The organism is Kitasatospora sp. NBC_00315, from assembly GCF_041435095.1.
Classification (GTDB): domain Bacteria; phylum Actinomycetota; class Actinomycetes; order Streptomycetales; family Streptomycetaceae; genus Kitasatospora.
On record NZ_CP108025.1, the window covers coordinates 5,641,894 to 5,661,736 of the forward strand.

A 19,843-nucleotide genomic window follows, 5' to 3' on the forward strand; every position below is an offset into this window, starting at 1 on the left:
TACCGAGCGCCGACCGCTACCGTCGTGCCATGGCCGACCTGGCGCGCAAGCGGAACGAAGAGCTGGCCCGGATACTGCACCAGCTCGGCTGGAGTCCGGAGCGGCTGTCCCGGGAGGTCAACCTGGCGCTGCCGGCCGGCCTGGCGATCAGCTCCACCGCCCCGTACAAGTGGCGCGATCGCGGCATGGTGCCGCGGGCCCCGCACGACCAGACCGTCTGCGAGGTGCTCAGCCGCACCCTGGGCATCGCCGTCACCTACGAACAGCTCTGGGGCCGGATGGGAGGCAACCGGGGTGCCAAGATCCTCTCCCCGCGCCTGCTGACCGACCCCTGGACCGCCGACACCGCGCAGACCGCGCTGCACGAGGCGGGCACCGACGCGGGCCCCGTCCGCCTCACCGACCTCTTCCGCGGCGCCGAACTCGAACAGGCCACCGGGCACTGGGCGTCGCCGCCGCCCGCCGTCACCGGCGGCGAGGGCGCCCTGCGGATCGCCCCCGAGCAGCTCGCCGACCTCCGGCGCTCCCACGACGGCAAGCGCCGGCTCGAACGGGCCTGCGGCGGCGGGCTGGTCCTCGACCCCGCCAAGGCCGAGCTTGCGATGGTCGGCAAGCTGCTCGAACTCGGCTCGTACGGGGAGCCGTTGGGACGTGAGCTGTACGCCGCCGCGGCCAGGCTCGCCCGGCTGGTCGGCTGGGCCAACTACGACATGGGCAACGACGCCGCCGCGCAACGCGCCTTCGTGGCCGCCCTGCGCGCCGCGCACGTCTGTGGCGATCCTCGGCTCGGGGTGAGCGTGGTCGGCTGTCTCGCGGTGCAGGCCACCCAGACCTCCGGCGGGCGTGGACTCGACGCGGTGGCGATGCTCTCGGGTGCGCTGCTGGCCGCCGGCGACGTCCTGACGCCGCGCGAGCGGGCCCTCCAGCTCGGGCGGATCGCCCGGGCGTACGGCCGCAAGGGCGAGCGCAGCGGCGTCGAGGAGGCCGCGGCGCGCGCGGTCCGGGCGCTGGAGGGCGAGCCGGACAGCCGTCAGGAGCGGGCCGACCTGGACGGCATGGTGGGGGAGGGCTATCTCTTCCTCGACGAGCACGAGCGCGCCCGGGCGCTGCTGTCCGGCGCGGTCGGCGTCCTGGGGCCGGCCCGCGCCCGGGCCAAGGCCCTGCTGATGGTCCGGCTGGCCGACTCCTACCGGCGGACGGGCGACCGGGCCTCGGCCGCCCGCAGCGCCGACGAGGCCAGGCGGCTGGCCGCCGGCATGCAGTCGGCCCGGGTCGCCCGGGCGCTGCGCGACTTCGACGCGGCGGCCAGGACGGGCCTCGGGTAGGCGGTCGGGCGGGCCTGGCCGGCCCTCCGTTCGAGGCGTCCGGCCGGCTCCGCGGCGGGCCGGGGCGCGGCCCCGCCCGTGGAACGGGAGCGAGGGCGCTCGTGGGCTTGCGGTACCCTGAGCCCATGCGAACCGCGCGCCTGCTCCTTAGCCGGCCGCGCTGACAAGAACCGGCCGTGCTCGGAAGGCGCCGGAGTCGGCGTGGCGTCCCCTCCTGCGAGGGGCTTTTTTGTTTTCCGGCGCTGTTCAGCCGGATCCAGCCGGACCGCCGACGGACTTCTCCGCCGGTTCGCACTCTGACACCGATGGAGCCTGAAGGACCATGAGCGAGACGACACCTGCCTCCGGCGCGGCCGGCGACGCAACCGAGCCCTTCCGCGCGGAGGCGGCTTTCAAGTACACCGCCGCGCTGGCGGCCGACATCGAGTCCCGCTGGCAGGACGTCTGGGAGAAGGAGGGGACGTTCAACGCCCCCAACCCGGTCGGCGCGCTGGCCGATCCGGCCGCCGGTGACGTCTCGGCGAAGCCGCACAGCTTCATCATGGACATGTTCCCGTACCCCTCCGGCGCCGGCCTGCACGTCGGCCACCCGCTGGGCTACATCGCCACCGACGTGTTCGCCCGCTTCCAGCGGATGACCGGGCACAACGTGCTGCACACCCTGGGCTACGACGCCTTCGGCCTGCCCGCCGAGCAGCACGCGGTCGCCACCGGCGAGCACCCCCGGGTCTCCACCGAGGCCGCGATGGCGAACATGCGCCAGCAGCTGCGCAGGCTGGGCCTGGGCCACGACTCGCGCCGGTCGATCGCCACCATCGACCCGGACTACTACCGCTGGACCCAGTGGATCTTCCTGCAGATCTTCGACTCCTGGTACGACGCCGAGGCCGGCCGGGCCCGTCCGATCGCCGAGCTGGTCGCGCAGTTCCAGGACGGCACCCGGCAGACCCCCGACGGCCGCGCCTGGGCGCAGCTGTCCGCCGCCGAGCGCGAGGACCTGCTGGGCGACCACCGCCTGGCGTACTCCAAGGAGGTGCCGGTCAACTGGTGCCCCGGTCTGGGCACCGTGCTGGCCAACGAGGAGGTCACCGCGGACGGCCGCTCCGAGCGCGGCAACTTCCCGGTGTTCAAGTCCAACCTGCGTCAGTGGATGATGCGGATCACCGCCTACTCCGACCGCCTGATCGCCGACCTGGACCTGCTGGACTGGCCCGAGGCCATCAAGCAGCAGCAGCGCAACTGGATCGGCCGCTCCGAGGGCGCGCGGGTCGAGTTCGCGGTGAACGGCCGGGGCGCCGACGGCGGGGCGATCACCGTCTTCACCACCCGCCCCGACACCCTGTTCGGCGCCACCTACATGGTGCTGGCGCCCGAGCACGCCCTGGTCGACTCGATCGTGCCCGCGGCCTGGCCCGCCGGCACCCACGACGACTGGACGGGCGGCGCCGCCACCCCGGCCGAGGCCGTGGCCGCGTACCGCGCCACCGCCGCCGCCAAGTCGGACGTCGAGCGCCAGGTGGACGCCAAGGTGAAGACCGGCGTCTTCACCGGCGCGTACGCGACGAACCCGGTCAGCGGCGAGCCCGTCCCGGTGTTCATCGCCGACTACGTGCTGATGGGCTACGGCACCGGCGCCATCATGGCCGTCCCCGCCCACGACCACCGCGACTTCGCCTTCGCCCGCGCCTTCGCGCTGCCGATGCGCTGCGTCGTCAGGCCCACCGACGGGCGCGACGAGGACCCGCAGACCTGGGACGACGCGTTCGACACCTACGACTCGGTGATCGTCAACTCGGCCCACGCCGAGGGCACCGAGAACGGCGTCTCGCTGGACGGCCTGTCGGTCGTCGAGGCCAAGCAGTCGGTCACCGCCTGGCTGACCGAGCACGGCATCGGTGCGGGAACCGTCAACTACCGCCTGCGCGACTGGCTGTTCAGCCGCCAGCGGTACTGGGGCGAGCCCTTCCCGATCGTCTACGACGAGGACGGCGTGATGCACGCGCTGCCCGAGTCGATGCTGCCGGTCGAGGTGCCCGAGGTCGAGGACTACTCGCCGCACACCTACGACCCCTACGACTCCACCTCCTCGCCGAAGACCCCCCTGTCGCGCAACGACGCCTGGGTCAACGTCGAGCTGGATCTGGGCGACGGTGTGAAGTCGTACCGCCGCGAGACCAACACCATGCCCAACTGGGCGGGTTCGTGCTGGTACGAGCTGCGCTACATCGACCCGTCGAACGCCGACAAGGTGGTCGACCCCGCCAACGAGCGGTACTGGCTGGGCGCGACCGCCGAGAAGCCGGCCGGCGGCGCCGACCTGTACGTCGGCGGCGCCGAGCACGCCGTGCTGCACCTGCTGTACGCGCGCTTCTGGCACAAGGTGCTGCACGACCTGGGCCACGTCTCCTCCGTCGAGCCCTTCCACAAGCTGTTCAACCAGGGCATGATCACCGCCGACGTCTACCGCGACGAGCGGGGCTTCCCGGTGCCCGCCGCGGAGGTGGAGGAGCGCGACGGCGGCTACGTCTGGAACGGCGAGGCGGTCAAGCGCGAGGCCGGCAAGATGGGCAAGTCGCTGAAGAACGCCGTCGCGCCCGACGAGATCGCCGACGAGTACGGCGCCGACACGCTGCGCCTGTACGAGATGTCGATGGGCCCGCTGGACGTCTCCCGTCCGTGGGACACCCGGGCCGTGGTCGGCTCGTACCGCTTCCTGCAGCGGCTGTGGCGCAACATCGCGTCCGAGTCCACCGGCGAGCTGGTCGTCACCGACGAGCCCGCCGACGAGCCGACCCTGCGCGCGCTGCACAAGGCGATCGACGGCATCCGCGGCGACATGTCCGGGCTGCGGTTCAACACGGCGGTCGCCAAGGCCATCGAGCTGAACAACTTCCTGGTCAAGCGCGGTTCCACGCCGCGCGAGGTGGCGGAGCAGATCGTCCTGCTGGTCGCCCCGCTGGCCCCGCACATCGCCGAGGAACTGTGGCGCAAGCTGGGCCACGAGGATTCGCTGGCGTACGCCGACTACCCGGTCGCGGACCCGGCGTACGTGGTCGACGAGTCGGTCACCTGCGTCGTCCAGATCAAGGGCAAGGTCAAGGCCCGCCTGGAGGTCTCCCCGGAGATCTCCGACGCCGAGCTGGAGGCCCTGGCGCTGGCCGACCCCGCCGTGGTCGCGGCGATCGGCGACGCGCCGGTGCGCAAGGTCATCGCGCGCGCGCCGAAGCTGGTCAACATCGTCACCGGCTGACCGCAGGGCAACTCCGGGGCCGGGCCACGCCGTTGCGGCGGGGTCCGGCCCCGGTGCCGTCGGCCCCGGCCAGTTCTGCTCGGCTCGGCTCGGCCCGGGCCTGCTGGGCCCGGGCCTGCTGGGGTCTGCTCGGCCCGGGGCCGTCCGAGCCGGGGCCGTCCGGGCGCGGGGGAGCCCGTCTCGGACGTGGGACGGTCCGCGGCGCCGTCCGTGGTGCGGTGGGGCACACCGGCCGCCCGGGTGCCGGGTCCTGTGAGGGTGATCCCCGATCTGTCCCTGATCTCGGCCCCGGTGTCCGGTTTGACCCGGCCGCCGGCCGGTCGGGGCGGCTACGGTGGAATCCTCGGCGACTGCGGTCCGGCCCGTGCACCCGTACGGTGCGGCCCGCGCCACGCGGTCCGGCGCGCCCGGTCCGGTGTACCCGCTCCGGTGGAAGGTGGCTCGTGATGGACGCACTCGGAGTGCTGCTGGCCCTGGTGCTGCTGTTCGGCCTCGGGCTGCTGACCCTGGCGGTGGTCGGCACGGTCAAGGCCGCGAAGGCGGTGGCGGTGAAGGTCGAGCGGCACGAGGCCAACGCCAGACGGGCCGTGGAGAACGTCACCCTGAAGGCGAAGACGTACACCAGGCCCGGCGCCCAGGGGAGGATCTCGGCCACCCGGCTCGCCCTGCGCTCCTCGCTCGACGGCACCCGCCAGGTCCTGGAGGGCGCTGTCGCCGAGGACGGCCAGCTGACGGAGTCCCTGCAACTGCTGGCCCGGCTCGACGTCCACGCGGCGGAGTTGGACGGCGAGCTGCGGACGCTGGAGCGAGAGCCGGACTCCGGGCGGATCGCGGCCAGACTGCCCGAACTGCGCGAGCGCGCCGACCGGATCACCCGCTCCGCCGAGACGATGCGCTGGGCGGCCCAGGACCGCATGCACCGCTTCGCCGAGGACGAACTGACCCGGCTGGGGCAGGAGTGCGAGAGCGAGGCGGGCGCGCTGCGGCACTGGGACTCCGCCGCTGCGCAGGGCGGTGGCGTGGACGCGGGCTCGACTGCGGCCGGGGTGACCGACCCGGCTCCGGCGGGGCAGGCACCGCGACCCGGGCTGACCTCCGGCGGCCGCCGGCCGGGCGCGGAGGAGGCACTCGGCCTCGCCGACCCGCTGGCCCGCCTCGCCCAGCGCCTGCGCAAGCCCTCGGCGGGACCTTCGGGAGGCTGACCACCGCCCGCCCGCGGCCGCGCCCCCGGGGCGGGAGCGCACGTCATCGCGTGTCCGGCGCTGTCCTCGGGGCCGTACGGGGAGTAACCTCCGGCTCATGCCCGCCGACCTCGCCATCGTCACCGACTCCACGGCCTACCTGCCGCAGGACGCCGTCGACCGTCACGGGATCACCGTGGTGCCACTGAGCGTCGCGGTCGGCGACGAGGTGCTGGCGGACGGCGTGGAGATCACCCCCAAGGAGCTTGCCGAGGCGCTGCGCGCCAAGCACCGGGTGACGACCTCCCGTCCCAACCCCGAGACCTTCGCCGCGGCGTATCGCGGCGCCGCCGAGGCCGGTGCCCGGGGTGTCGTCTCGGTGCACCTGTCGGGGGAGCTGTCCGGCACCTGCGAGGCCGCCCGGCTCGCCGCGGCCGAAGCGCCGATTCCGGTACGGGTGGTCGACAGCAGGCTGGTGGGCATGGCCCTCGGCTACAGCGTGCTGACGGCCGCGCGGAGTGCCGCCGACGGCCTGGGACTGGACGAGGTGGCCGCCGCCGCGGTGCGGCGGGCCGCGCACACCAGTGGCTTCTTCTACGTCGACACCCTCGAACACCTGCGCAGGGGCGGTCGGATCGGTGCGGCCCGGGCCCTGCTCGGCTCGGCGCTGGCGGTCAAGCCGCTGCTCCATCTCTCCGGTGGCAGGATCGAACCGCTGGAGAAGGTCCGCACGGCCTCCCGCGCGATCGCCAGGCTTGAGGAGATCGCCGTCGAGCGGGCCGGCGACCGCCGGGTCGACCTCACCGTCCACCATCTCGCCGCCGAGGACCGTGCCGAGCTCCTCGCCGAGCGCCTGCGCGAACGGATCCCCGGGCTGTGCGAGCTGTACGTCGGTGAGGTGGGCGCCGTGATCGGCGCCCACGTCGGTACGGGGCTGCTCGCGGTGGTGCTCTCACCCCGCTGACCCTGTGCGCTGCCGGACGGGGTCTCCGGCGGGTGCCCGGCAGTATGCCCGCTGTGCCGGGCCCGTGACGGCCGGCGGGGGCAGGTTCACTCCTGCGGGCGACCCCGGTTATCCACAGGCCGGACTTTTCCCCAGGCAATCGGTCGTCCTCCCACGGCCGCCGGTGCGGCCCGTACCGTCCTGCGCCATGAGAACCCTGACACCGGGCGCTGCCCGCCGCCGTGCGACCACCGAGACCGTCCGGGAGCGGATGGCCACCCTGCTGGCCGCCGATCCCCCGGCACGGCCGCCCGCCGACGGGCACGACGCCGGCGGGCACGGGGGCGGCGGGCACGACGCCGATGGGCCCGGTGGCGGCGGGTTTGGCAGCGACGGGAACGACCGGGACGGGTACCGCGTCGATGGCCACGGCAGCGACGGGCACGATCGCGACGGACGTTCCGACGAACCCGGTGGTGACGGCGGTCCTCCCGAGGAGAGCCTTGTCGGTACGCCCCTCGCGGAGTGGGATCCCGGCAGTTCCCTGCCTCCCGGGGGCCCGCCGCCGCCCGCCGCCGGAGCACGGCCGCACCAGCGGATCCACGAGCCCGACCACCGACCGCCGCGATCCGCGTTCACCTCCCTGCTGCGCCCGGCGCTCGCCCTCGACCGGCGGGCGGTGATGGGGCTCGCCGTCCTGCTCCTGCTCGCCGTCGCGTACGCGGTGCAGCACTTCTGGCTCGGCCGCCCGCAGCCGGTCCAGGTGCCGGTCGCCGCGGCATCGACGGCGAGGGCGGGGCCGGACGAGCCCGTCCCGGCCGGCCCGGAGAGCAGTGGCGCCGCAGGTCCGGAGACCAGTGGCGTCGCGGGCCCGGAGAGCACCGGTGCCGCCGTCGTCGTGGTGGACATCGCGGGCCGGGTACGGATTCCCGGCCTGCGCGAACTCCCCGGCGGCTCCCGGGTCGCGGACGCGCTCCGGGCCGCCGGTGGCGCCCTTCCCGACACCGACACCACGGCACTGAACCTGGCCCGCGTTCTGGCGGACGGGGAGCAGATCCTGGTCGGCGCGCCCGAGAGCGGGATCCCGCTCGCGCCGCCGGGCGCGGCGGGCCCGACGAGCGGGCCGGTCAGTCTCAACCGCGCGACCCCCGAACAGCTGGACGCCCTCCCCGGCGTCGGTCCCACCCTCGCCCGACGAATCATCACCTTCCGCCAGGCGCACGGCCCGTTCCGATCCCTGGACCAGCTCCGGCAGGTGAGCGGCATCGGTGAACGGACCTTGGCGGAGATGAAACCGCTGCTCACCCTCTGAACCGCGCTCGGCGCTCCGACCCCTGCGGCCCGCACGGCCGGTCGGTGCCCGACCCACCGGGCCGCGGCCGCGCCACCAGGAGGTGACCCCATCACCGCGTACACCGTTCGACCAGGACCAGGACCAGGACCAGGGCCAGGGCCAGGACCAGGACCAGGACCAGGACCAGGACCAGGGCCAGGACCAGGACCAGGGCCAGGACCAGGGCCAGGGTCACGGCCGGTGAGCTCCGCCGGGCCCGGCGGAGCTCACCCGGGCGCCGCCGCCGATCTCCGTCTGCTGCTGCCCACCGTCGCGGCCTGGGCGGTCACCTCGCTGCTGCTCGGCCTCGGCCCGGCCCACCGCCAGGCATCGGTCGTCGCCGCCGGTGCCGCCACCGTGGCCGCCGCACTGCTGCTGGTCGGGCCCGGTCGGCGGCGGCGCACCGTGGTGACCCTGGCAGCCGTGCTCCTCACGGGCGCGGCGGCGGCCGCCGCCACGCTCCTGCACACCGCCGACCTCCAGCGCGGCCCGCTGGTCGCACTCGCGCACGGTGGGCCGTCACCCGACAGCCCACCCGACAGCCCACCCGCACAGTTGTCCGCCGAGCCGCCCCGTGAGCGTGACGGCACCGACCCGCCCCGCCCGGGGGAGGCCGCCGCGTCGGCCCCTCCCCAGCTGCTGGTCGAGCTGGTCGTCGCGGGCGATCCCAAGGCCCGGATCTCGCGTGCCCGGGGGACGGCTCCCGGGCAGGCGCTGCTGACGGTCGCCGCCGTCGTCGAACGCGTCACCGTCCCCGAGGGGGTGCGGCCGGCGGCCACCACCCGGACCAGGACACCCGTCACCGTCATGGTGCGGGCCCAGGACGCCGCCCGGTGGCAGCCGCTGCTGCCCTCCACGCGGGTGGCCGCCGACGTCCTGGTCCTGCCGGCGGGGGAGGGCCGCGACGACAGCGCGGCCGTGCTGCTGGCCCACGGTCCGCCCCGGCCGATCGCGCCGCCGAGCCTTCCGCAACGCGTCGCCGGGGGCCTGCGGGCCGGGCTCCGCGCCGCCTGCGACGGGCTGCCCGCCGATGCCCGCGGCCTACTGCCCGGCCTCGTGGTGGGCGACACCTCCAGGCTGCCGGAGGACCTCGGAGAGGCCTTCCGGGCGACCGACCTCGCGCATCTCTGCGCCGTCAGCGGCGCCAACCTCGCCATCGTCCTGACCGTCCTGATCGGCGCACCCGGCCGCGCGGGCACTGCGGAACGCGGCGGCCTCGCCGCTCGCCTGGGCCTCTCGCTGCGGACCACCGCGCTGCTGGGTACGGCCCTGACGCTGGCCTTCGTCACGGTCTGCCGCCCCGATCCCAGCGTCCTGCGGGCCGCCGCGACCGGACTGATCGGCCTGCTCGCCCTGGCCGCCGGCCGGCCACGTCACGCTCTGCCGGCCCTCTCGGGCGCCGTCCTCGTGCTCGTCCTGCTCGATCCCTACCTCGCCCGCTCCTACGGCTTCCTGCTGTCCGTCCTGGCGACCACCGGTCTGCTGGTCCTCGGGCCGCGCTGGGCGGCGGCGCTGCGCGCCCGGGGCTGCCCGGGCCACCTCGCCGCGGCGCTGGCCGCGGCCGGCGCGGCCCAGGTGCTCTGCGCGCCGGCCACCGTCCTGCTGGCACCCCGGGTCAGCCTGGTCGCGGTGCCCTGCAACCTACTGGCCGAACTGGCCGTCGCCCCGGCCACCCTGCTGGGATTCGCCGCGCTCCTCGTCGCACCGGTGTCGGGCGCGCTCGCACACCTGCCCGCCGAGCTCGCCGCCCTCCCGGCCGGCTGGCTGGCGGCGGTCGCCAGGCACGGCGCGGCCCTGCCCGGCGCCGAGCTGTCCTGGCCGGGCGGCCCGGTCGGAGCGGGGGTGCTCGCCATCGCCACGGTGGCCGCGTGCCTGGCAGTGCCGCTCCTGCTGCCACCACCGTCACGCCCCGCCGACCCGGGCGGTGGCCGGCCGACGGGCAGGGGCCGCTCCGGTCGGCTCCGGGCCCTCGTGGCGGTTGCGCTGGCCTGTGCGCTGCTGGTGATCCTTCTGCGGCCACCGTCCCTCGCCAGGATCGCGACCGGTTGGCCGCCTCCCGGATGGCGGCTCGCCATGTGCGACATCGGCCAGGGCGACATGCTGGTCCTGCCGATCCTCCCCGCCGTCCACCCGGACGCCGCCGTTCCCGACAGCGCGGTGGTGATCGACGCCGGTCCGGATCCGGACAGCGCGGACAGCTGCCTGCGCAGTCTCGGCATCACCAGGGTCGCCCTGTTGCTCCTGACGCATTTTCACGCCGACCACGTCGAGGGCGTCCCCGGTGTGCTGCGCGGGCGCGAGGTCGGAGCCGTCGAGGGCACCACGCTGGACGAACCGGCCGCCGAGGCGGCGCGCGTGCGGCGCTGGGCGGCGGCCGCCGGTGTCCCGCTGCTGCGGGCCGCCCGGGGCGAACACCGTACGGCGGGGCCACTGCTCTCCTGGGACGTGCTCTGGCCCGACGCGGCTCCCGGCGGCCCTGCGGGCACGGGCCTGGCCGCTCCCGGGGCGCCGGGGCCGAACAACGCCAGTGTCGCCCTGCTCGCCACCGTCGGTGCCCCGGGTGGCGCGCCGGGTACCGCTGCCGGACGGCCGCTGCGCGTCGCCCTGCTGGGAGACCTGGAACCACCGGCCCAGGCCGTTCTGCTCGGCCGTCTCGCGGCCGCCCGGGTGGACGTCCTCAAGGTGGCCCACCACGGATCCGCCCACCAGGACTGGGATCTCACCGCCGCGCTGCACCCCCGGCTCGCCCTGATCTCCTGCGGCCGGGACAACCCGTACGGTCACCCGGCGCCCCGTACGGTCGACCGGCTCCGGGCGCTCGGTGCGACCGTCCTGCGCACGGACCAACAGGGTGACATCGCCGTCCTGGGCGACACCCCCGACGCCCTCGGCGCGGCCACCCATCCGCACGACCGACCCGAGGGCCGGCGCCGATGACGGCCCGCCGCCTCAGCCAGCGATCGCCGCCCCGCAGGAGGCCCGCCCCGCAGGACCCGCCCCCACCGGCGACACCGTCCCCTGGGGCCGCCGCCGCCCCCGTCCCCCCGTCGTCGGCGCGCGCCCTACCCCTCCTCGCGCCAGCCCTCGTACTCGGACGCGAGGGCTTCCAGCTCGGCGAGCAGCTCCGCCGTCCATCCCGCCTCCGGCGGCTCCACGACCACCAGCCACTGCGCGTCCTCCGCGTCGTCCTCCCCGGCGAGCGCGTCCCGGACGACCTCGGGCTCGGTCAGACCCGCCCGGCGCAGGGTCAGCTCCCGCGCCGCCTCCTGCGCGGCGTCGCGGTCGGGCAGGACGAGGAGCTGTCGCGCGTGGAGGTCCTGGACGTCGTGGTTCTCGTTCACGGCGCCATTCTCCCGTCCCGGTGCGGCTCTCCCGCCCGGGGCCCCGTACCTGCCCGCCCGACCCCCGCCCGATCCCCGCCCGATCCCCGCTCGGCCGCGCCCGCTCCCAGCGCTCCGGCTCCGGCCCGTCCTGCCCGATACCTGCCCTACCTGCCCTGCCTGCTCTGCCCGGCGCGGCCCGGGTGCAGCGCCGCGCCGGGGTGTCGGGCCCCCGTGGGATGCTGGTACGCGATGGCCAGGAAGAGTGCACCCGACGACCTGCTCGCCCCGCTGACCCTGGTGGTCGGCCAGGAGGAGCTGCTGCTCGACCGCGCGGTCGCGCAGGTGGTGGCGGCGGCGAAGGCGGCCGACCCCGACACCGACGTGCGCGACATCCCGCCCGGCGGTCTGCAGCCCGGCAGCCTCGCGGAGCTCACCACGCCCTCGCTGTTCGCCGAGCGCAAGGTGATCGTGGTCCGGGCCGCCCAGGATCTCTCCGCCGACTCCGTGAAGGAGGTCAAGGCGTACATCGAGGACCCGGCCGAAGAGGTGATCATGGTTCTGGTGCACGCCGGCGGGGTGAAGGGCAAGGGCCTGCTGGACGCCGGCCGCAAGGCGGGCGGCCGTGAGGTCGCCTGCCCGAAGCTGACCAAGGCGGGCGACCGTCTCGCCTTCGTCCGCGGTGAGTTCCGCACCCTCGGACGGTCCGCGAGCCAGGAGGCCTGCCAGGCCCTGCTGGACGCGCTCGGCAGTGATCTGCGCGAACTCGCCGCCGCCTGCAACCAGCTGACGGCGGACGTCGAGGGAACCATCGACGAGACGGTGGTCGCCCGGTACTACAGCGGCCGGGCCGAGGCCACCGGCTTCGAGGTGGCCGACCTCGCCGTGACCGGCCGGGCGGCCGAGGCACTGGAGCGGTTGCGCTGGGCCCTCGCGGTGGGCCAACCGCCCACGGGCATCACCTACGCGCTGGCCTCGGGCGTCCGCAGCATCGGCCGCCTCGCCACCACCGGCCGCAACATGCGCCCCGCCGACCTGGCCCGCGAGCTGGGCATGCCGCCCTGGAAGGTCGACCGGGTCCGCCAGCAGATGCGCGGCTGGACGGGGGACGCGGTCGCCACCGCCCTCACCGCCATCGCGCAGGCCGACGCCGCGGTCAAGGGCGGTTCCGACGACCCGGCCTACGCACTGGAGCGCGCCGTGGTCGCGGTCGCCCGCGCGGCCCGCTCCGGCGCCCGCTCGTACTGACCGCCGCCCGGGCTCACTGCCCACTCGCGCGTCCCGCTGCCCGCGTCCCGCTGCCCGCTCCCGCGTCCCGCCGCCCGGTCGGTGCGGTCGGTGCGGTCGGTGCAGGCCATGCGGCCCATGGGGGCGGTCCCGTCACGGCCCGCCGAGTTCCTTCAGCAGATCCCGGCTGTCGGCGAGCAGTGACTGACGGATCGTCTCCCGGTCCGGTGCCGTGCTCTTGCCGTCCTGATAACTGCCCGACCAGGACAGGTAGTACGTCATGCCGCCGTCCCGGATCTGCAGCTCCTGCGAGACGCTGTGCCAGGCCCCGTCCGAGCCGCTCACCCCGTCGCGAAAGGCGATGTACGCCTCCTCGCCGAGTCCGGGCACGTCGGTGATCTCGTACCGCTGCTGCTGCATCCCGGCCTTCTCGGCGTCGAACTCCAGGCCGGCGTTCACGGCCTTGTGCAGTTTGACCTGGGCGTAGAGCGAGGCGTATTCGGTGTCGCCACTGTCGCCGCTGTCGCCGGTGTTCCGCTCCAGCGACAGGATGCAGGACATCGAGTCGAGCGCCGGGTCCAGATCCGTGTGGTGGGAGGGGGTGGCGTCCGGCTGGGGGTAGAGCTGGGTGAACCTGACCAGCCTGGCCGCCCGGCACAGGTCGTCGACGGTGTGATAGCCGTGCAGACCCTGCGGCGCGGTCGGCACGCTGACCATGCCGGGTACGGTCAGCACCACCGCCGTCCAGACGACGGAGGCCAGCAGCGCCCCCGTGAAGCCCCACCCCGCCGCGCGGCGCAGGGCGCGCCGCCCGTCGCCCCGCCTCTCGCCGCTGTCCCCGCCGGAGGCCGAGGCGCCGACCGCAGCAGACCCGCCCGCAGCAGACCCACCGGCAGCAGACCCACCGGTGGGCGACCCGGGTGGGTGGTGGCCGGCGGTCGCGTACTGCTGGAACGGCGGGCCCTGGGGCGGCGCCGTCGGGTGGTTCCCGTACCCGTGACCGGCCTGTGGTGGCGTTGCCATCTCCGCGTCCCCCTGTGAAGTGCTCTGCGCACCGGCCCCGACGGCCGCCGCGTTCACCCCTGCCCCGCCTCGCGGGACCCCGATCGCCGCAGCCGCCTCGCGGGGCCCGATCGCCGCAGCCGCGACGCCGGGAGCGACCCCCGAACCCCCGCTGCGGCCGGTGCTGTCGGGATCGCTCGCGCGGGTCCGCTCGACGACGATAGCGGCCCCGCCCTCCCGTCCGGCAGGGAAGCCCGCAGTCGCCGGGGCGGGGGCGGCCCACGGCGCCCGGGCACACCTGACCGCGCCTGCGCGGGCGGGGCCCCGAACCGTGCCGGGCCCGATCCGCACCGTCCGGGGCCGGATCCGGGCAGGCCGATAACGCTTCCGCAAACAGCTGATGTACCCACAAGTACACCTGTAGACCTGCCTCCTGACACCCTTCGCCCACAGAGGACAAGCGCATGAGCAGCCCCGACCAGCAGTCCCCGTCCGGTCCCTCCTGGGGGCCGCCGAACCCCGTGCCGCCACCGGGCTGGACGCAGCCTCCGGCCCCCCGGGCCGGTCTGCCGAAGGCCGCGAAGATCACCCTGGGCATCATCGGCGGCCTGGTGATCATCGGTGGCTGCAGCGCCGTCGTCGCGGGCCCGAACGGCACCGGCGGCGCGACGGCGGCAGCCGGTGGGTCGTCGCCGGCACCCGGCCCCACGGTGACCGTCACCCGGACGGTGACGGCGCCGCCGGCCCCCGCGGTCACGGCCACGGTGACCGCCACCGTCACCGAGCCCGCCGCCGTCCAGGCCCCGGCCCAGCAGCCCGCTGCCGCTCCCGGCGACACCGTCGCGGGCAGTGGGACGTACCTGGTCGGGGACGACATCCAGCCCGGTACCTACAAGACCGCCGGACCGGGAAGTCTCGGTATGTGTTACTGGGAGCGGGCCAAGGACAGCAGCGGCGGCTTCGAGTCGATCATCGCGAACGACAACCTGACCGGGCAGGGAGTCGTCACGATCAAGAGTTCGGACAAGGTCTTCAAGACGGAGGGCTGCCAGGCCTGGGTCAAATCCAAGTGAGGTAGCGAACGTCCGACCTGGCAGTGGCGGTGGCGGTGGCGGTGGCGGGCCCGGGAGCGGGGCGCGGCCACTGGCGCCCCGCCCGGAAGAGCCCGCGCAAAAGCGCACTGCCCGCCAGGAGTCCCCTGGCGGGCAGTGGGCGAACGGCCTGTCGCCAGGCGGTTCGCGGTAAGTCCGTGCACCGCACCCGCGTGGCGAACGCAGGCCGCGTGCGGTACGAGTCTGTGCGTCTCAGGGTTCCGGGTAGAGGGCCGGTTCGACCTGAGAGAGTGGGGCCGCGACGGCCCCGGGGCGTCAGGCCTGGACGGCCGAGTTGACGCGCTTGGTGATGGCCGACTTCTTGTTGGCGGCCTGGTTGGCGTGGATGACGCCCTTGCTGACGGCCTTGTCGAGGGCCTTGGAGGCCTCGCGGGCCAGCACGGTGGCCTTCTCGGTCTCGCCGGCGGCAGCGGCCTCACGGGCCTTGCGCAGGGCGGTCTTGAGCGAGGACTTGACGGCCTTGTTGCGCAGGCGCGCCTTCTCGTTGGTCTTGATGCGCTTGATCTGGGACTTGATGTTCGCCACGAAGGAGCCTCAGTCTTGTTCGTAATGGTTTGAACAGAGTGCACCGGACGGCGCCGGTCTGCTGAGAGGGCATGCCGGTGCCAGGTGCAGCGGCCAACGCTACCAGGGGCCGGGGGCCGTGCCCAAACCGGCTACGCCGTGAGCAGCGCCTCGCCGTAGTGCTCGACCTCGGGGAACGGTGCGTAGAAGGGGTGCAGCAGGGCCCGCCACCGCTGGTACTCGGCCGATCGGCGGAACCCCTCGGTGTGGTCCGCCGGTGTCTCCCACTCCACCTGGAGCAGGAAGCGCGAGCGGCGTCCCTCGTCGAGGCAGCGGCGCAGCTCCAGCGAGCGGAAGCCCGCCTGCACCGCGATCAGCGGTCTGGCCTCGCCGAACGCGGCGAGGAAGTCGTCCTCGCGGCCGGGCCGGACGTCGAGCAGCGCGCTTTCGAGGATCATGGGCAGTCACTCCAGGCACCGGCCGGGACCGCCGGCCCGAGCTGGACGGCGAGCCGCCGCGCGCTCGTGGGAGGATGGTCGGAGCCATATCGATCGGACGAGACCGTCCGGTCCCCGGGAAGCGGCTCCTTCGGTTGACGACGAGTACGACGAGTACGACGTCGAGCGGTCGAGGGGGCGAGTACCCGGCCCCCGGACCAACGGAGAATCGGACCAAGGTGCCCGCGACCCCCAGCAATGTGCCAGAGCCCAGCCGTACCGACCCGGCGCTGATCCGCAACTTCTGCATCATCGCCCACATCGACCACGGCAAGTCGACGCTCGCCGACCGGATGCTGCAGATCACCGGCGTCGTCGACCCCCGGCAGATGCGTGCCCAGTACCTCGACCGCATGGACATCGAGCGCGAGCGCGGTATCACCATCAAGTCGCAGGCGGTCCGCCTCCCCTGGGCGCCGACGGTCGGCCAGGGTGCGGGGAAGACCCACATCCTCAACATGATCGACACCCCGGGCCACGTGGACTTCACGTACGAGGTGTCCCGTTCGCTCGCCGCCTGCGAGGGCACCGTCCTCGTGGTGGACGCCGCCCAGGGCATCGAGGCGCAGACCCTCGCCAACCTGTACCTGGCGCTGGAGAACAACCTCACGATCGTCCCGGTGCTGAACAAGATCGACCTGCCGGCCGCCCAGCCGGAGAAGTACGCCGCCGAGATCGCGCACATCATCGGCTGCGACCCGGAGGACGTCCTCAAGGTCAGCGCGAAGAGCGGCCTCGGTGTGCCGGAGCTGCTCGACCACGTGGTCGAGAAGATCCCGGCCCCGGTCGGCGTGAAGAACGCCCCGGCCCGCGCGATGATCTTCGACTCGGTCTACGACACCTACCGCGGCGTGGTCACCTACGTCCGGGTGGTCGACGGCGAGCTCACCAAGCGCGAGCGGATCCAGATGATGTCCACCGGCGCGACCCACGAGCTGCTGGAGATCGGCGTCATCTCGCCCGAGCCCAAGGTCGCGGACGGCCTCGGCGTCGGCGAGGTGGGCTACATCATCACCGGTGTGAAGGACGTCCGGCAGTCCAAGGTCGGCGACACGATCACCTCGATGCACAAGGGCGCGACCGAGGCGCTGGGCGGCTACAAGGAGCCCCGCCCGATGGTGTTCTCCGGCCTCTACCCGCTGGACGGCAGCGACTACCCGCTGCTGCGCGACGCCCTCGACAAGCTCCAGCTCAACGACGCCGCCCTGGTGTACGAGCCGGAGACGTCGGTCGCGCTGGGCTTCGGCTTCCGCTGCGGCTTCCTGGGCCTGCTGCACCTGGAGATCGTCCGGGAGCGGCTGGAGCGCGAGTTCAACCTCGACCTGATCTCCACCGCCCCCAACGTGGTCTACCGGGTGGTGATGGAGGACGGTACCGAGCACACCGTCACCAACCCGAGCGAGTTCCCGACCGGCAAGATCTCCGAGGTGCACGAGCCGGTGGTCCGCGGCTCCATCCTGGTGCCGAACGAGTTCGTCGGCGCCGTCATGGAGCTCTGCCAGAGCCGCCGCGGCAACATGCAGGGGATGGACTACCTGTCCGAGGACCGGGTGGAACTGCGCTACACCCTCCCGCTGGCCGAGATCGTCTTCGACTTCTTCGACATCCTGAAGTCCAAGACCCGCGGCTACGGCTCCTTCGACTACGAGCCGATCGGCGAGCAGACGGCCGACCTGGTCAAGGTCGACATCCTGCTGCACGGCGACGCGGTCGACGCGTTCTCCGCGATCGTGCACAAGGACAAGGCGTACAACTACGGCATCATGATGGCCGGCAAGCTCCAGAAGCTCATCCCGCGCCAGCAGTTCGAGGTGCCGATCCAGGCCGCCATCGGCTCGCGGGTGATCGCCCGTGAGACCGTGCGCGCGATCCGCAAGGACGTTCTCGCCAAGTGCTACGGCGGTGACATCTCGCGTAAGCGCAAGCTGCTGGAGAAGCAGAAGGAGGGCAAGAAGCGGATGAAGATGGTCGGCCGTGTGGAGGTCCCGCAGGAGGCCTTCATCGCCGCGCTGTCCACCGACGCGGACGCCCCCAAGGGTGAGAAGAAGTAACCCGAGCGGTATCGCCGATGGGCCCGGGGCAGCAGCCCCGGGCCCATCGGGCTCTCGGACGGCGTTCGGCGCCGGTCCGTCCGGGCAGGTCCGGCCGCAGCGCCGTCCGGCCCGCGACGCAGGAGGGGGAGGCCGCGGCGAGCGGCCTCCCCCTCCTCGTACCCGAACTCTCGTGCCCGAGCGCGCCGGTCAGTCGACCTCGGCGACGGCCTCGGCGAACTGCGCCTGGTACAGGCGGGCGTACGCGCCGCCGGTGGCGATCAGGTCGTCGTGCGAGCCCTGCTCGACGATCGCGCCGTTCTCCATCACCAGGATCACGTCCGCGTCCCGGATGGTGGAGAGCCGGTGGGCGATCACGAAGCTGGTCCGGCCGGCCCGCAGCCGGGCCATGGCCCGCTGGATGAGGACCTCGGTGCGGGTGTCGACGGAGCTGGTCGCCTCGTCCAGGACGAGGATGCTCGGCCGGGCCAGGAACGCCCGGGCGATGGTGATCAGCTGCTTCTCGCCCGCGCTGACGCCGGTGCCCTCGTCGTCGATCCGGGTGTCGTAGCCCTCGGGCAGGGTGCGGACGAAGCGGTCGACGTGCGCGGCCCTCGCGGCCTCGACCACCTGGTCGCGGGTGGGGCTGCCGTCGGCCCCGTACGCGATGTTCTCGGCGATGGTGCCGCCGAACAGCCAGGTGTCCTGGAGCACCATGCCGATGCCGGCCCGCAGCTCCTCACGGGACATCGCGGCGATGTCCACGCCGTCCAGGGTGATCCGGCCGCCGCTGACCTCGTAGAACCGCATCAGCAGGTTGACCAGGGTGGTCTTGCCGGCGCCGGTCGGACCGACGATGGCCACCGTGTGGCCGGGTTCGACCTTCAGCGAGAGGTCCTCGATCAGCGGCTTGTCCGGGTCGTACCGGAAGGCGACGTCCTCGAAGGCGACCCGCCCGCGCAGCTCGGCCGGGCGCTCGGGCATGGCCGGCTCGGCCGACTGCTCCGGGGCGTCCAGCAGCTCGAAGACCCGCTCCGCCGAGGCGACGCCGGACTGCACCAGGTTGGCCATGCTGGCGACCTGCGTCAGCGGCTGGCTGAACTGCCGCGAGTACTGGATGAAGGCCTGCACGTCGCCGATCGACAGCGCGCCGCTGGCGACCCGCAGACCGCCGACCACGGCGACCAGGACGTAGTTCAGGTTGCCGATCAGCATCATCGCGGGCTGGATGATCCCGGAGATGAACTGGGCCCGGAAGCTGGAGGCGTACAGCGCCTCGTTGTGCTCCCGGAAGGTCGCGGCGGACTCCGCCTGGCGGCCGAACACCTTGACCAGCGCGTGGCCGGTGTACATCTCCTCGATGTGGCCGTTGAGCTCGCCGGTGGTCTTCCACTGCCGGACGAACTGCGGCTGGGCCCGCTTGCCGACCCTGGTCGCCACCACCACCGAGAGCGGCACCGAGATCAGCGCGATCAGGGCCAGCAGCGGTGAGATCCAGAACATCATCGCCAGCACGCCGACGACGGTGAGCAGCGAGTTGACCACCTGGCCGGTGGTCTGCTGCATGGACTGGCCGATGTTGTCGATGTCGTTGGTGACCCGGCTCAGCACCTCGCCGCGCGGCTGCTTGTCGAAGTAGCTGAGCGGCAGCCGGGTGAGCTTGGCGTCGACGGACTCGCGCAGTCGGAAGACCGTGCGCTGGATGACCGAGGTGGCGATCCGGCCCTGCACGATGCCGAACAGCGCGGACGCGACGTAGATGGCCAGCACCCAGAGCAGCACGGTGCCGATGGCGCCGAAGTCCATCCCCTGGCCGGGCGTGAAGTCGACCGAGTTGAGCAGGTCGGCGACGCCGCCCTGGCCGTGTGCGCGCAGGTTGTCGATCACCTGTGCCTTGCTGACCCCGGCCGGGCTCTGCCGGCCGACCACGCCGGCGAAGATCAGGTCGGTGGCGTTGCCGAGGATCTTCGGTCCGACCACCGCGCAGCCGACACTGAGCACACCGAGTGCGAGCACCCCCGTGAGGGCCGCCCGCTCGGGGCGCAGCAGGCCGAGCAGCCGCTTGCCGGAGCGCTTGAAGTCCATCGACTTCTCGGCGCCCTGGCCGCCCATGAACCGG

At 73.7% G+C, this 19,843-nt stretch carries 15 protein-coding genes; 9 read left to right on the forward strand and 6 right to left on the reverse strand.

Going from position 1 to position 19,843, the window contains the following annotated elements; all coding sequences use genetic code 11:
- Nucleotides 1-29: 29 nt before the first annotated feature.
- The 5 genes from OG823_RS23480 (at nt 30) to OG823_RS23500 (ending at nt 8,011) form a co-directional block, all read left to right on the forward strand.
- Nucleotides 30-1,325 carry a hypothetical protein gene (locus tag OG823_RS23480; protein WP_371481580.1) on the forward strand — a complete coding sequence of 432 codons (1,296 nt, stop codon included), beginning with the start codon at nt 30-32 and terminating at the stop codon, nt 1,323-1,325.
- A 322-nt stretch (nt 1,326-1,647) separates the two neighbouring features.
- Complete coding sequence (gene leuS, locus OG823_RS23485) at nt 1,648-4,575, forward strand: leucine--tRNA ligase (RefSeq protein ID WP_371481581.1); 2,928 nt, start codon at nt 1,648-1,650, stop codon at nt 4,573-4,575.
- A gap of 446 nt (nt 4,576-5,021) precedes the next feature.
- A complete protein-coding gene (locus tag OG823_RS23490; RefSeq protein ID WP_371481582.1) occupies nt 5,022-5,777 on the forward strand; it encodes a hypothetical protein in 756 nt (251 codons plus the stop codon).
- 97 nt (nt 5,778-5,874) lie between these two features.
- Entirely contained in the window at nt 5,875-6,720 is an 846-nt protein-coding gene (locus tag OG823_RS23495) for a DegV family protein (protein ID WP_371481583.1), read from the forward strand.
- Between the two features lie 187 nt (nt 6,721-6,907).
- Nucleotides 6,908-8,011: a helix-hairpin-helix domain-containing protein gene (locus OG823_RS23500; RefSeq protein ID WP_371481584.1), complete on the forward strand. Its 1,104-nt coding sequence runs from the start codon at nt 6,908-6,910 to the stop codon at nt 8,009-8,011.
- A 91-nt stretch (nt 8,012-8,102) separates the two neighbouring features.
- Here OG823_RS23500 and OG823_RS23505 read toward each other — a convergent pair whose 3' ends face one another.
- Entirely contained in the window at nt 8,103-8,228 is a 126-nt protein-coding gene (locus OG823_RS23505) for a hypothetical protein (RefSeq protein WP_371481585.1), read from the reverse strand.
- Between the two features lie 5 nt (nt 8,229-8,233).
- Here OG823_RS23505 and OG823_RS23510 point away from each other — a divergent pair, with 5 nt between their 5' ends.
- A complete protein-coding gene (locus tag OG823_RS23510; RefSeq protein WP_371481586.1) occupies nt 8,234-10,969 on the forward strand; it encodes a ComEC/Rec2 family competence protein in 2,736 nt (911 codons plus the stop codon).
- A 125-nt stretch (nt 10,970-11,094) separates the two neighbouring features.
- Here the strand turns inward: OG823_RS23510 and OG823_RS23515 are convergent, their stop codons facing one another.
- Nucleotides 11,095-11,373, reverse strand: a complete 279-nt coding sequence (locus OG823_RS23515; protein ID WP_371481587.1) for a hypothetical protein — start codon at nt 11,371-11,373, stop codon at nt 11,095-11,097.
- 231 nt (nt 11,374-11,604) lie between these two features.
- Between OG823_RS23515 and holA the strand changes: the two genes are divergently transcribed.
- Complete coding sequence (holA, locus tag OG823_RS23520; RefSeq protein WP_371481588.1) at nt 11,605-12,600, forward strand: DNA polymerase III subunit delta; 996 nt, start codon at nt 11,605-11,607, stop codon at nt 12,598-12,600.
- Nucleotides 12,601-12,732: 132 nt separating this feature from the next.
- Here holA and OG823_RS23525 read toward each other — a convergent pair whose 3' ends face one another.
- The gene (locus OG823_RS23525; RefSeq protein WP_371481589.1) at nt 12,733-13,602 is read right to left on the reverse strand and encodes a hypothetical protein; all 870 of its coding nucleotides are present in this window, start codon (nt 13,600-13,602) and stop codon (nt 12,733-12,735) included.
- Between the two features lie 443 nt (nt 13,603-14,045).
- On the opposite strand from OG823_RS23525, the gene OG823_RS23530 reads away from it, so the two are divergent.
- Nucleotides 14,046-14,654, forward strand: coding sequence for a hypothetical protein (locus tag OG823_RS23530; RefSeq protein WP_371481590.1), 609 nt, complete (start codon nt 14,046-14,048; stop codon nt 14,652-14,654).
- Between the two features lie 294 nt (nt 14,655-14,948).
- On the opposite strand, the gene rpsT is transcribed toward OG823_RS23530, so the two are convergent.
- Nucleotides 14,949-15,218 (reverse strand): 30S ribosomal protein S20, encoded by a 270-nt coding sequence (rpsT, locus tag OG823_RS23535; protein WP_371481591.1) that lies wholly within the window; start codon nt 15,216-15,218, stop codon nt 14,949-14,951.
- 131 nt (nt 15,219-15,349) lie between these two features.
- Complete coding sequence (locus OG823_RS23540; RefSeq protein WP_371481592.1) at nt 15,350-15,655, reverse strand: antibiotic biosynthesis monooxygenase; 306 nt, start codon at nt 15,653-15,655, stop codon at nt 15,350-15,352.
- Between the two features lie 218 nt (nt 15,656-15,873).
- On the opposite strand from OG823_RS23540, the gene lepA reads away from it, so the two are divergent.
- Nucleotides 15,874-17,745 carry a translation elongation factor 4 gene (gene lepA / locus OG823_RS23545; RefSeq protein WP_371481593.1) on the forward strand — a complete coding sequence of 624 codons (1,872 nt, stop codon included), beginning with the start codon at nt 15,874-15,876 and terminating at the stop codon, nt 17,743-17,745.
- A gap of 189 nt (nt 17,746-17,934) precedes the next feature.
- Here the strand turns inward: lepA and OG823_RS23550 are convergent, their stop codons facing one another.
- Entirely contained in the window at nt 17,935-19,836 is a 1,902-nt protein-coding gene (locus tag OG823_RS23550) for an ABC transporter ATP-binding protein (protein ID WP_371484630.1), read from the reverse strand.
- Between the last annotated feature and the right edge of the window lie 7 nt (nt 19,837-19,843).

Bases quoted from the DNA above. Each gene is read 5' to 3' on its own strand.
- OG823_RS23480 (WP_371481580.1), top strand. From the start codon at position 30: ATGGCCGACCTGGCGCGCAAGCGGAACGAAGAGCTGGCCCGGATACTG.
- leuS (WP_371481581.1), top strand. From the start codon at position 1,648: ATGAGCGAGACGACACCTGCCTCCGGCGCGGCCGGCGACGCAACCGAG.
- OG823_RS23490 (WP_371481582.1), top strand. From the start codon at position 5,022: ATGGACGCACTCGGAGTGCTGCTGGCCCTGGTGCTGCTGTTCGGCCTC.
- OG823_RS23495 (WP_371481583.1), top strand. From the start codon at position 5,875: ATGCCCGCCGACCTCGCCATCGTCACCGACTCCACGGCCTACCTGCCG.
- OG823_RS23500 (WP_371481584.1), top strand. From the start codon at position 6,908: ATGAGAACCCTGACACCGGGCGCTGCCCGCCGCCGTGCGACCACCGAG.
- holA (WP_371481588.1), top strand. From the start codon at position 11,605: ATGGCCAGGAAGAGTGCACCCGACGACCTGCTCGCCCCGCTGACCCTG.
- OG823_RS23525 (WP_371481589.1), bottom strand. From the start codon at position 13,602: ATGGCAACGCCACCACAGGCCGGTCACGGGTACGGGAACCACCCGACG.
- OG823_RS23530 (WP_371481590.1), top strand. From the start codon at position 14,046: ATGAGCAGCCCCGACCAGCAGTCCCCGTCCGGTCCCTCCTGGGGGCCG.
- OG823_RS23540 (WP_371481592.1), bottom strand. From the start codon at position 15,655: ATGATCCTCGAAAGCGCGCTGCTCGACGTCCGGCCCGGCCGCGAGGAC.
- OG823_RS23550 (WP_371484630.1), bottom strand. From the start codon at position 19,836: ATGGGCGGCCAGGGCGCCGAGAAGTCGATGGACTTCAAGCGCTCCGGC.